This is a genomic window from Deltaproteobacteria bacterium, assembly GCA_013151235.1.
GTDB lineage: Bacteria > CG2-30-53-67 > CG2-30-53-67 > CG2-30-53-67 > CG2-30-53-67 > JAADIO01.
The window spans coordinates 42,086-55,399 of the sequence record JAADIO010000041.1; the positions used below are offsets into that span (position 1 = coordinate 42,086).

At 54.2% G+C, this 13,314-nt stretch carries 8 protein-coding genes and 1 pseudogene (1 of these 9 running past the window's edge); 1 reads left to right on the top strand and 8 read right to left on the bottom strand.

The window, feature by feature from the left end:
* From GXP58_08210 to recJ, 3 genes and pseudogenes are all read right to left on the bottom strand, one after another.
* Positions 1 to 4,729: pseudogene (locus GXP58_08210) on the bottom strand (carboxypeptidase regulatory-like domain-containing protein); it reaches 152 nt to the left of the window's first position.
* An 18-nt stretch (positions 4,730 to 4,747) separates the two neighbouring features.
* Positions 4,748 to 5,563 carry a hypothetical protein gene (locus GXP58_08215; protein ID NOY53589.1) on the bottom strand — a complete coding sequence of 272 codons (816 nt, stop codon included), beginning with the start codon at positions 5,561 to 5,563 and terminating at the stop codon, positions 4,748 to 4,750.
* 151 nt (positions 5,564 to 5,714) lie between these two features.
* A complete protein-coding gene (recJ, locus tag GXP58_08220) occupies positions 5,715 to 7,457 on the bottom strand; it encodes a single-stranded-DNA-specific exonuclease RecJ (protein NOY53590.1) in 1,743 nt (580 codons plus the stop codon).
* 245 nt (positions 7,458 to 7,702) lie between these two features.
* Between recJ and GXP58_08225 the strand changes: the two genes are divergently transcribed.
* Positions 7,703 to 7,984 (top strand): sulfurtransferase TusA family protein, encoded by a 282-nt coding sequence (locus tag GXP58_08225; protein NOY53591.1) that lies wholly within the window; start codon positions 7,703 to 7,705, stop codon positions 7,982 to 7,984.
* A gap of 16 nt (positions 7,985 to 8,000) precedes the next feature.
* Here GXP58_08225 and GXP58_08230 read toward each other — a convergent pair whose 3' ends face one another.
* From GXP58_08230 to tgt, 5 genes are all read right to left on the bottom strand, one after another.
* Entirely contained in the window at positions 8,001 to 8,501 is a 501-nt protein-coding gene (locus GXP58_08230; GenBank protein NOY53592.1) for a DUF456 domain-containing protein, read from the bottom strand.
* A gap of 51 nt (positions 8,502 to 8,552) precedes the next feature.
* Positions 8,553 to 9,452: a protein translocase subunit SecF gene (gene secF, locus GXP58_08235; GenBank protein NOY53593.1), complete on the bottom strand. Its 900-nt coding sequence runs from the start codon at positions 9,450 to 9,452 to the stop codon at positions 8,553 to 8,555.
* A 54-nt stretch (positions 9,453 to 9,506) separates the two neighbouring features.
* Positions 9,507 to 11,039 carry a protein translocase subunit SecD gene (secD, locus tag GXP58_08240; protein NOY53594.1) on the bottom strand — a complete coding sequence of 511 codons (1,533 nt, stop codon included), beginning with the start codon at positions 11,037 to 11,039 and terminating at the stop codon, positions 9,507 to 9,509.
* A 215-nt stretch (positions 11,040 to 11,254) separates the two neighbouring features.
* Positions 11,255 to 11,581 (bottom strand): preprotein translocase subunit YajC, encoded by a 327-nt coding sequence (gene yajC / locus GXP58_08245; GenBank protein ID NOY53595.1) that lies wholly within the window; start codon positions 11,579 to 11,581, stop codon positions 11,255 to 11,257.
* A gap of 72 nt (positions 11,582 to 11,653) precedes the next feature.
* Positions 11,654 to 12,781, bottom strand: a complete 1,128-nt coding sequence (tgt, locus tag GXP58_08250) for a tRNA guanosine(34) transglycosylase Tgt (GenBank protein ID NOY53596.1) — start codon at positions 12,779 to 12,781, stop codon at positions 11,654 to 11,656.
* Positions 12,782 to 13,314 lie beyond the last annotated feature (533 nt).

The window sequence follows — 13,314 nt, forward strand, 5'->3', positions numbered from 1 at the left end:
CACCGCCACTGCTGCTGGAGGAACTGGAACCGGACGATGAACTGGAACCGGAACCGGACGACGAACTGGAACCGGCCGAACCGTTCCCCACCTCAAAGGGAGAGAGGCTGGTCACATCAGCGGTGATCGTATGATTGGTGGTGTCAACACTCCTGTTTGTATCCTCAGCGACCCATTCACCACCGGTATAGTGATAGATATGGAGATCACTGGGATCAGTAATGGAACTGCTGTACTGCAGTTGGATCGTCACCGACGCCCCGGAAGCAATCGAGTCCGCACTCGGAAGATCAATGTCATAAAGACCACTGGCAGCCGTGGCATAAGACGGAAGATCCGGCGTCGATTCCGCCAGGAGCGATTCGCCTCGCAGACCGTTCGTACTCAAGCCGTTACTGGACAGAGTGGAGTCGTCCTTCTGCAAAGTCACCGTCGTAACACCGTCCCCTTCGCCGTCGGTAATGTCACCCGGTTCGAAGAAGACCTTCGACTTGTCCCCCTGCCCCATGCCGACGGATCCGCCGAGGAGGGCTTCCACCGTCCCCTCATTGAAGGCCGAGGCATTCATGTCGTACTGGAAGGTCTTGGTAATGACGGTATTATCCTTGCCGTAATGGGCGGTAAAGGTCACCGTATAGACCGGATCGATGATCGATGCCGGCGGCGTATAGGTGCCGGTAATTCCCATCTTGTCGGACCCCATGGTCGCAGAGATCGACCCCTGATCGACGGAAAGGATGTCATCGGCCGAGGCATCATTCAGATAACTCGTGCTGAAGAAAGCGATGGTAAATGTGCCATCACTGTTTTTCTTGGCCCGTGCCGTAATAATCGGCGGCGTGTCGGTCAGCACGGCATTGTAGGTATCCCCGCCCTGCACCTTGTCGGGCATGACATGAAGCTCGAAGGGGCCGTCCTCACTGTCATGCACAAGCAACAGATTGTAACTCTTCCCGGTTTCGAGACCGGGGACGGAATAGGCCGTCACTTCCCGTGTGGCATCGTTCGACGTCACACTTCCGAAGATGATGGTATCCATATCGGCGGAGACTGCAACCACCTGGTTAACTTCGCCCATCGTCGGGTAGGTCCCGTCCTCCTTGACGATCGTCCCGGAAACCGTTTCTCCTTCCGTCAACTCGATCGTGGAAAGGGTATTGCTCCCTGCCGAGATCGTAATATCCCGAACAATCTTCGTGGTATAACCCATACAGAAGACCTTGAGATTATACTTCCCGGGAACGATCCCGTCAACACTGAAGGTCGTCGTATCAGAGTCGCTCGGCTCTCCGATGAAATCTATTCCGTCCATCGGATCGGAATAGACCTCTCCCTGCTTCTGGAGCAGCAGGTAGGGCGCCGGCATGTCCTCATCCATAAAGGGGACCTTCCAAGGCGAACTGCCGGTCTTGTGGAGCGTACCGGAGAGGGAAGCATTTGCGACGGGCAGTGCGAAATCTATCCCGGTCAGACCGTTCGTCCCGACCTCCACATTTTTTTTCACCTCACCCCAATCGACAGGCGCAAAGTCCATAAAATCGGGGCGGGAACCACCGACCACAGTATAATACTTCACGTTGGGATCGACGCCATAGATGGTGTATGCCCCGTTGGAACCGGTTGAAGCACAGGCCCAGGTGGATCCGTCTTTTTCATCGTCCGGCTGCGCACAAACATTGACGTTCCCGACGGCACTGCCCGTTGCCGCCGAAGTGACGGTCCCGGAAACGGTCACCCCTTCACGAAGTTTCAGAGTCCCGATATCCACGGTCGCCCCTTCCGTATCCGGCACAACGACACCGGCCTTCCGGATCCCCACATAGTTCTTGGCACCGTTCTGCTTGAAACCATGCTCTGCCTCAATAGTCACCACATAGGTCCCCGCCGGAAGATTGGCCAGACGGAATTGACCGGTATAGGTTCCGTTCCCGTCGGTGGTCTCCTGCCCGCTTGAATCGACGGCAATGAAACGGCTTGTCGACCAGGGGTCGTTCCGGGTCTCTCGCCAGCTCCCTTCCACCCAGGGATGGGCCTCACAACGGATGGAAATCCCGTCATCCGGGGTGATCGCCTCACCGGTCTCCGCATCAACCAGTTTCCCTTCGATATTTGCACCCTTTTTCAGGTCCAGGTTTGCTCCCACCACATCGCTTCCGTTGACAGTGATGCTCTTGCTGGCCACGGTATAGTTCGGTGTCCAGGCCTGCACAACATAGTCGCCGTCCATGACATGGGGCAGAGTGAAGGAGTAGGTCTTGGTCGCTGTAGCTGGATCTGTAGGATCTGTCCAGAAGTCCTTGGAAAAAACCGGAATATGCCGTCCCATCCCCGCTTTCTGCGGATGATGCAGTTCGATATCGGCCACCCAGAAATTAGGATCGGAGTTCTGAGGGATCTCGGGCAAGGTCAACGTACCTGTAACAGTATAACCATTGGAAAGAGTAAAATCGATTCCGGTTTTTGCCTCTCCCGCAGAAACGGAAACCATCCGGTCATCGGCCGCCACATCGGGCAGAAAGGCCTGCTGAAAAACATCACCTCCTGTCGAGTGGTCCGTTAATTGTGTAGGAGGCGAAATATTGTAGGCACCCTTGGCAAGACCGGAGATGGTATAAGTCCCATCGGAGGCAATCTGCCCCATGTACATGGTAGATCCACCCATCATAGCCATTTTCATCGGGATCGCCATGACGCTCTGCCCCACAAGATCATTGGCAAAGCTTACCGATCCGGAATATCCCGTCTCCAGACTGACCGTCCCGGAGATCGAGGCACCCGTACTCAGGGTAAAATCCTGTCCCGTTGCAGTCTCCCCATTCATGACGGGAATCCGTGCCGTTTCGGTGCCGAAGTTTCCGTCGGGCATCCCCGGCTGCCCCTGAAGCATCTGGGCTGCATTACTGTATTCATTTACTTCTACAATATACTCCGACGTCCCCAGTCCCGTCAGGGAGTAAGTCCCATCCGATGCAGGCTGTGTCATCACCGGCTCCTGCCAGTCGCCCCAGCCGGACTTTGTCGCCTTCACCACGACTTTGGACATCTGGACGCCGCTTCCGGAAATCGTACCGGAAATTGCGCCGGAGAAGGGTGCAAAAGTCAGATTGACTCCGGAGGTCTGACTGTCGGTCGTGACGGTCGCCGTCAACGGCATGGGGGTCTGTTCGTATCCCTCGCCCAAATCGGAATGAATTTCATAGGTCCCGGGATCGAGACCTCCGATGGTGTAGGATACACTCTTGTTCGTCCCTCGGGGCACCTGGACATTGGTCCCGCCCCAGCCGCCATCGGATGATCCGGCATCAATCCAGAGGTTGATCGGTTGGCTGTAATCATCGCCCCCATAGGTCGCATAGGTTGAAGTATCACCGGCGATGATTACGGTTCCGGTGATGCTCCCCCCCTGACTCATGGTCAGGTTGCCGAGATTCACATCGGCGCCGCTCGTGACCGTCACATCATTCACGGTCGTCGTTTTATAACCCTGAACACGGACCTCCACCGTATAGGTTCCAGGCAGAGCCGAACGGATGTCAAAGCTTCCCTGGGTGGCGCCGTTATCAATGGACCCGCCACCCCAAGCCATGGTTCCATCGGTGGTGTGGGCGCTGACATCAAGCCACATCTGGCCCCCCGTCGAATTGGTAGTAGGAAGTGTGACCGTTCCGTAGATCCGGCTGGCCTTCGAAAGCGTCAGGTCCTTGCTTCCCCCGCTCGAATCGACGGTGACCGTTACCTCACTGCTCGAATATCCTTCCGCCTCGGCACGCAGATGATAGGTCTTCTGCCCGGAGGTCGGAGGGGTGATATCCACGGAATAGGAAGCCGTTTGCGAACCCGCCTGAATCGTGGCATTCCCCCAGGTCCACTCGGAGCCATCGTCCGACCAGGCGTTGATGTTGATCATCAACTGGTTTTCCGTCCCCCCCCATTGATTGGTGAAAGAAGTAAAGGCTGCCGGAATCGTCACCGTACCTGAGATCTGTACCGAAGGGGAAAGAGAAAAATCGATCCCGGTGACACTGTTCCCCGATGATACAGAGACATCGTTCGGATAGTTGCCGTTCACATATCCGTTCGCCTTGACATCAACATGATAGCTCCCTGCCTTCAATCCGGCCACCGTGTAGGTACCGTCTGAGGCGGTAAAGGTCTGTCCCCATCCGTACTGGGACCCGGCATGGACCTCAGCCCCGGAGATCGGGGTCGTCCCGTCGGTTTCATAGACTGTTCCCGAGATCGAAAGAGAATCGATCGTAACGGAAAGCGACGTATCAGAGGCCTCATCGTTAGTTGTCGTCCAGTCCCCGTCACCATCGGTCATAATCTTGATATTATAGACCCCGTTGGGGAGGACATTCCCGTTATTGTCCCTTCCTTCAAACATGAAATCCATCGTCTCATTCTTATTTATGAAACCATCCATCGTGGTATCGGAGGTCTTCCAGGAATTCGGATCACTCCAGTCAGGTGGCTCAAAGAGACCGTCTCCGTCCGTGTCGACAATCACCCGGAAGGAGGCATCGACATCCGACGAGAAATGGATAAAAGACTGGTCGGTATTCCCGTCGTTATCGGGGGTAATGGTAACCGTTGAAAGGCTGCCTGCCGTTCCGGTATCGATCGTAACACCGGAGAGCACTGCACTTGCAGACCCTGCAAAAGCCAGTAAGAGAAACAGACTAAGAACCTCATGAAACAAAAATTGACCGATTCTTTTCCACCACATGATAAACCCTCCCTGAAATCAATAAAATGATCTTTGTGCCTCCCTGAGTCTTCCTTCCCGCAAAATCTCCTCTCTTTTGTGCTCGTCTTCTTTTCCTCCCCTGGACACCATGATTGGATAAAGACGGGCGTATTTCTCTGCCTCCAAGACATTCCGCCGGGCCAGGACCCCGCTCCTTAATCCCTTGAACCTTCGGGCCTGCTTCGCCCGGTAGATGCTCTCCTGCAGCAGCGTTCTTCGTCCGGAAGCAGACTCCCAAAGTGGACGATTCTTTCTTCTTTCAATCCTGCGGGCAACAGCAGACCGGCTGATTTTCTCATTGCGGGTCAGGATCGCGTCGATTTCTTCACGACTGAATTCCATATCCCGCCTGAACCTTTGATTGAATCTCTGAGATGGACGAAGCTGCACAGAAGGGCCTGCATCGGGCTTTCCCCGGGGATAGACACGAATCGACTTCACGGGATGATTCCCGAGAAGATCAACAGTTGAGGAAAAGACCATGGCATAACTCTCCCGTCCGATTAATTTTTTGAGCCCCGCTTCCATAGGGAGATCCCTGAAATGAACCGTCCGGGGAAGGTCAAGGAGTGACTTCTCAACAGAAATGGAGATCCCCGTTTGACGGGCAACCGATTCCATAATGGATTCCATCGTCTCCCCCGTCAGTGTTGCACTCATACAGCCGGCATGGATGGAAAGAGAAATTCCGGAATACTCAGGGTCCGATGGCCCTGCAGCCGAGAGGGAGGATAAAGAAAAACTCATTGTCATCCCGGCCAGAAAGGTCGAGAGAAACAGAGCCCTGACGAATAGACGTACAAACCGAGGCATGATCCACTCCGGTTGAATAATCATGTATAGGGAAAGCGAGTATTGTGACCCCGCGCGGATCATAAAAGCCCGGGAGTCTTACACCTTATCGGAGAGAGAGAAGAAGACTTTAGCTTTTTTCAGCTTTACCGGGAGAAAAAGGGCAAGCGGGTCAAGCCCCCTGATGCACTTCAGGCCGAATATCGACAAGAACGGCCTGTACCGAACGCTTTCCATTAAAATCGTTGAAGCGCAGATGGCAGAGGAGATCCGAGGAGGGCGCAGCCGTGAGAGGGTCGGCATACTTCCCAAGGTTAAATCCGATGACATTCAAAAGACCCTTTCCGCAGGGAACCTGGAAACGAAGGTGTGCCTCACCAACAATGCATACCGACTGCGGTCTGACGCCGGAGAGTTGAAAAACCGGTTCCGGGTTCCCGATCCCGAAGGGCTTGAGCTTCTCCAGTTCCCCCAGGAGTTCCGGGGTGACCTGTTCCGGCACGAGGGAATCGTCAATGGAAATTGAAGGAACCAGGGTCTCCGCATCAAGGGTCTCTTCCGCATAATGGTTGACCGCATCCCGGAATGCGGGAATCCTTTCCCAGGCCACGGTCAACCCCGCCGCCACTTCATGCCCCCCGAACCCCTGCAGGTACTCCCCTCCGGCTTCAAGGGCGCGGTAAAGAGAGAACCCGGAGATACTTCGCCCGGAACCTACGCCCATACCATTTTTCCGGGCAATGAGAATCGTCGGCCGATAAAATCGTTCCACCATCCGGGAGGCAACAATCCCGATCACCCCCGGATGCCAGTCTTCGGAGGCCAGGACGATAACCTTGCCCTCACTCCCTTCCCGCTCCATCCTTTCCAGTGCCTCGGCAAAGATTTTCTTTTCAATCTCACGGCGGCGGAGGTTCTCTGTATTAAGCATCGCTGCAAGCTCCTCAACCTCCTCCGGATCGTCGGAAACCAGCATTCGAAGCGCAAGCATTGCATCCCCCAGTCGGCCTGCTGCATTGATTCTGGGCGCCAGGGCAAACCCGACCTGTCCCGGGGTAACCACAGAACCCCGGATTCCCGCGGCATTCACCAGCGCCCGTATCCCCCGGTTCCTGCTCCGCCCGATCTCGGCCAGGCCATGCCGGACCAGGATCCGGTTTTCCCCAACGAGCGGAACCACATCCCCGATCGTTCCGAGTGCAACCAGGTCGAGGACCTCCCTCAAGTTGGGAAGGTCCCGGCGGCCGTCACTGTTTTTCTCCCGCAGGAGGGCCCGAACCGCGACCAACAGGGCGAAGGCCAGACCGACGCCGGAAAGCATCGCAAAATGTCCGGCACGGGCCGGCTCCATTTTCGGATTGACCAGATAAGGAGTCTCCGGCAGCACCTCCGGCGGTTCATGATGATCCGTCACAATCACATCGATCCCCGCCTTCCGGATCTGCGCAATCTCCTCCCTTGCAGAGATCCCGTTGTCTACGGTAATCAGGAGCTTTGCCCCGGTTTCCACAATCCGGGGAATCACCGCACGATGCAGACCATAACCATCCTTCAACCGGTTCGGAAGAAGGCAGGTCACATCGGCTCCGAGACGATTCAGAATTCGAACCAGCAGGGCGGTTGCCGTCACACCATCGACATCATAATCCCCGAAGATACAGATCCGGTCTTTCCTTTCGAGGGCAGCCACCATCCGTTCGGCGGCCGGAACAATTCCGGGGATCTCCAGAGGATTGGAAAGATCGGACAATCCGGCATTGAGATAGATCCGCCCTTCTTCCCGGCTGGTGATCTTCCGGTGCCGGAGTACGGCCGCAGTCAAAGAGGAGACCCCAAGGGCATCGGAGAGGTCCCGGACCTGTTCTTCATCGTGTTCGCGGAATTTCCAGTATTTCCCAAGAAGAGAGGTCCGCACCACAATCACCCTTTTACGGAAGATAAAATCCCGGATATCCTGTCTGAACAAATAGGGACAATATAGACAAGAACTTTGACATATCCGCCCATCTCTCTGGATCGCCATGATCGGGGTCGCAAAATCATCATAAATTAATGCTGTATTATCAACCAGTTAAAGCAGACACCCATCTTGAACAGTGTAGGCATATATTTTGCAGAACAGGGTCGTAATGTACGTAATCCAAACCTGAAAGGATATTTATGAATACCTTCACTTCCGAATCGGGAATACATCGTACGGCACCACAACAGGTCAAAGTCGACAAAGTTATTGATGCCCGCGGAATTTACTGTCCCGGCCCGTTGGTGGAACTGATTCGAGTAATGAGACTCTCTTCGCCGGGGACAATTTTCGAAGTCCTCTCCTCCGACAGGATCTCGACAAAAGATATCCCGGACTGGGTCAACAGATGCGGACATGAATATATCGGCATCCGGGAAAAGGCTGATTCCTGGAGTCTTTACATCAGGAAAAACAAGTAGGAATTCTCCTGCGGAACTATCGCAGGGCAAAGAGAACCGTCCCGATCATCCCCAGGGCCGCCAGAAGTTTTACCATCGTGCCGGACACCCTTCCCAAAAATGCACCAACACCGGACCGGAAGGAATGCCTCAGGTCTCTCTGGGTCGTCCATTCATAGAAAAAGGCCCCGAAAAAAGCCCCGGCAAAAAGACCCGGGAGGGCGCCGATCCCGAAGAAAAGAGGAGCACACAGGACCGCACCGATGATCCCGCCCACAAGGGACGCAACCGCACCCTTCCGGGAAGCACCAAACCGCTTTGCCCCGGCCATTCCGAGCAGATATTCCAACCCTTCCGCCGCAACGGCAATCACCGCAAGAACGGCGAGGAGGGTCAGTCCAAGCTTCTCAAAACTGTCGGCGTACCCATAAAGAAAGGATGTAACCAGGATCAGCCACGTCCCGGGCAAACCGAAAAATATTGCGAAAAATCCAACCAGGAAGAAGAAGAGGAGGAGGATAAATCCGACTGTTTCCATCGTACTCTTTCAGAAAGAAGCTTGCAGGCCAAAGACGGATCAAGCCTCCCGTCAGCCACGAGCCGGCTTGGCAAACTTCTGAAAGATGACCAGGATCGGGCTGGCAATAAAAATGGAGGAGTAGGTCCCAACCACAATCCCCACCGTCAGCGCGAAGGCGAAGTCATGGATGACCTCCCCGCCCAGGAAAAGAAGAATGATGACCACAATCAGCGTCGTTAACGATGTCAGGATGGTCCGGCTCAAGGTCTCATTGATACTACGATTGATTGTCTCCTCATAGGACTCTTTTCGTTTCAGGGCAAAACGTTCCCGGATACGGTCAAAAACAACGATGGTATCATTGAGTGAATACCCGACAATGGTAAGAACGGCAGCAATAATCGGCAGGGTAAATTCCTTGTTCAGAAGAGAGAAAACCCCCACCGTGATCAGTACGTCGTGGACCAGGGCCACGATCGCCCCGACGGCAAAACGGAATTCAAACCGTAAGGTAATATAAATGAGGACACCGAGCATGGCATAAAGGAGGGCAAAGAAGGCCTTCTCCCGAAGATCATGCCCAACCTGGGGACCCACAACACCCACACGATCTACGATAAAAGAATCTTTTCCAAAGGTTTGGATCAGTCCTTTTTTTATCTTATCGGCGAGTTGATTCCCTTTTTTGGATTGCTCCACCCGAATCATCACTTCATCAGGACTTCCGTATTCCTGAATCACACTCTCCCCTACGACCTCCTTGAGACTCTCCCGAATTTTACCGATGTCGGCAGGTTCCTTGAACTTCAACTGCATCAGTGTCCCCCCGGCAAAGTCGATCCCGTAATTCAAGCCTTTATGGACCACGATGGATCCGATCCCAACCAGAATAATCAAAACGGAAACCCCGATGAAGAACACCTTCTTGCTCAGAAAATCAAAGTTCGTATTGGGCCTGATAATCTCCATATTCCCTCTCCATGTATTTTCAACAATTGAGCAGTTTGATCCAACGAAAGCCGATCAAATACTGAGGTGCTCCACTTCACGTTTCCCCAGATAGAAAGCAAAAATCACTCGTGTAATAAAGATCGCCGTAAACATACTGGCAATGATGCCGAGACAGAGGGTGACGGCAAACCCCTTGACCGGCCCGGTCCCGAACTGAAAAAGGACAAAGGCTGCAATCAGGGTCGTCACATTGGCATCCAGAATCGTACTGAAGGCCTTGTCATAGCCTCCCTCAACCGAAGAAAGGACCGTCTTGCCCTGACGGAGTTCCTCCCGGATCCGCTCAAAAATAATCACATTCGCGTCCACGGCCATACCGATGGTCAGGATAATCCCGGCAATTCCGGGGAGGGTCAGGGTCGCGTTCAACCCGGACAGGGCCGCCATCATAAACAAAAGGTTCAGAATCAGTGCGACATTAGCGACCAATCCCGCCACTTTATAATAGATCACCATGAACACGACCACAAGGATCCCGCCGATGATGATCGATTTCATCCCCTTCTTGATCGAGTCCTGCCCCAGGGAGGGACCGACGGTCCGTTCTTCCTCAATAGTGACCGGTGCGGGCAGGGCACCGGCGCGGAGGACAATCGCAAGGTCCTTCGCTTCCTGCAAGCTGAATCGTCCGGAGATCTGGGCCCGCCCACCGGCAATCCGCTCCCGAATCGTCGGAGCGGAATAGACCGTTCCGTCAAGGATGATGGCCATTCGTTTTTTTACATACTTGGCGGTTAACTTGCCAAAAAGCTTGGCGCCTCGCCGGTTAAAAGTCAGGGAGACATAGGGTGCGTTAAAACGATCGTAACTGACGCGGGCATCCGTGATGGTATCCCCGGTCATAAGGACCCGCTTCTTCAGAAGCAGCGGGGTCTTGTTGCCCGTCGAATTCCGCTCATAGAGAATCTCATCCTCCATCGGCATGTCACCCTGAAGCGCACGGTCAACATCGTGTTCCTCGTCAACGAGTTTGAACTCCAGCCGTGCCGTCTTGCCGATCAGCGCCTTGGCGCGTGCCGTATCCTTAAGACCCGGCAACTGAATGAGAATCCGGTCCCGTCCCTCCCGCTGAATCGTCGGCTCGGAGACCCCGAATTCATCCACCCGATTCCGGATTGTCTCCAGGCTCTGATCAATCGCGGTGCGCTTGATCCGTTGAATTTCCTTCGGCTTCAGCGTGAGTGAGATATGGTTTTCGCCGTGCTCCTCCAGATTCAGGATCCCGGCATAACTTTCTTCAACCACCTGTTTGATACTTGCAATCCCCTTACGGTCAAGCGTCTCGATATCAAGGACATTGCCTACCTTCTCAACGAGGACATAATCGATTCCTTTGTCATCCAGGAGATCCTGAAACTCATCCACCATCCGATCAAGTTCGGAATCGACGGCCTTGTCCACCTGCACTCCCAAGATGAGATGCATGCCCCCCTGCAGGTCGAGCCCAAGATTGATCTTATGCCCCTGAACCGGGTAAAGAAAATAAACGGCGGCCAGGATACTGAAAAGGATTACCCCGGCTCTCCATTGCAACGATTTGTCCATCCCCGAACTCCTTTCAACCGACCAAAAAGATGAATGCACCGGAAACACAGGAGGATCTTATTGACCCATTCCGTCAATCTCCACATTAAATGTCGAATATAACATACGAAAAATCAAAATCAAAGCTAAAATTCAAATTCATCTTTCTTTTCAGAACCTTTACGGGCTGTCCCGCCAATCCACATCCGAAGAATTTGCCGAAAAGACGGCAGATCTCAGGAAGATGCTTTCTCCGAGACCGTCTTCCGGCTGATCGCCGAACGATCCACCTTGATCTTGACCCGGTCATCAAGCTGCAAGGTCACGATATCGGGGGTGATCGCTTTCAGCTCTCCGTGAACCCCGCCGCTCGTCACCACATGGTCTCCGACCTTCAAGGCCTCCAGCATCGCCTTGTGCTCCTTCGTTTTCTTCATCTGTGGGCGAATGAGCAGAAAATAGAAAATCAGGACCATCAAAAGGAGAGGAATCATCTGTTGAAACCCGGCGCCCGCCCGGGCAGCCGGCGCCGCCCCCTCTGCAAATGCAAGTGTAAAAAACATGTTCGCCTCCTGTAGGAAAAATGAAAATTAAAAAACAGAAATCAAAAACAAATGATATAGAAACACCATGGTTCATTTCCGCTGCATCTCCTGCGTCCGATAGGCCGCGTAAAATTCCTCCCGGAACGATTCCAGCCGATCCTCTCCGACGGCTCTCCGAAGATTGCCCATCAACTCCTCGTAAAAAGTAATGTTATGAATCGTATTCAACCGCATGGACAGAATCTCCCCGGCCATGAAGAGATGTCTCAGATAGGCCCTTGAATAATTCCGGCAGGTGTAACAGCCGCATTCGGGATCGATGGGGATCTCCTCCCGGGTGTGTACGGCATTCTTGATCACCAGTCTTCCCCGCCGGGTAAAGAGAAACCCGTTCCGGGCGTTTCGGGTCGGCATGACGCAGTCAAAGAGATCGATCCCGCGGCAGACCCCCTCGACCAGGTCCTCCGGTTTGCCCACCCCCATCAGGTAGCGGGGAGCATCCGCCGGCATGAAAGGCTCCGTCACCTCGAGTATTTCATAGAGCATCGGCTTCGTCTCCCCCACACTCAGCCCGCCGACGGCATAGCCGTCAAAACCGATTTTCACCAGTTCCTCGGCACAGCGTACGCGAAGATCAGGGTACATCCCGCCTTGAATGATCCCGAAGAGGGCCTGATCGGGCCGGGTCTTCCGCTCCAGGCACCGTCTTGCCCAGCGGAGGGTCCGCTCCATCGACTGACGGGCATAGTCTTCCGTCGCGGGATAGGGAGTACATTCATCAAAGGCCATGATGATATCCGCCCCCAAGGCCTCCTGGATCTCGATCGCAATCTCCGGCGTAATATGATGCCGGGATCCGTCAATGTGGGACTGAAAGGTCACCCCTTCCTCGCCGATCTTCCGCAGAGCCTTGTGGCTGAAAACCTGATATCCTCCGCTGTCCGTCAGGATCGGCCCGTCCCAGTGCATGAAGGAATGGAGCCCACCCAACTCCCGGATTAATTCGTGACCGGGACGGAGATAAAGATGATAGGTGTTGGCCAGGACGATCTCCGCCCCCGTCTCCCGCACCTCCTCCGGGCTGACGGCCTTCACCGCCGCCTGCGTCCCCACCGGCATAAAGGCCGGCGTATGAATCTTCCCGTGGGGGGTCGTGACCGTGCCGAGACGCCCGCGTGTGCCGGTGTCTTGATGATGTAAGGTAAAGGAGAAAGTCATTTTCGCCGTGTTCCCAATGGTGGATGCTTCTGCTTCTGTATTTTTCATTTCTAAAGTTGTGCAACTAATTGTTTTTGTTCATTTTCTTTGCTCGCCCAAAGAAAACGAACCAAAAGAAAAGGCGCCCGGTCACTCGGTCCCGCAAAGCGGGACTTCCCTGCGCTTCTCGAAAGGTCGGGGGGCTCGATAACACGCTTCGCGTGGTGGTCCGTTCCGGACCACACGATCTCGCCCTTTTTCCCGACCTTTCTGCGATGCTCGGCTTCGTGAAGGGGTTGCTCTCCCCCTGCGGGGGAGTTGGAAAAACCTCCACAGAAGTTGGTCTTACTTTTCATTTTTCATCTTTCATTTTTGATGAAGTCGTAAAAAGTCGTTTTCCGGATACCGTTCATGGTTCGACAGGCTCACCACGAACGGAATATCAATGACTTACACCGTTCGCCCTGAGACATAATGGCTGACAGTTGGCAAAAAAGTGCCTGCCCCTTGCCAACGTGGGTTATGCTGGAAATTATTAACCCCGGCACAGAGCC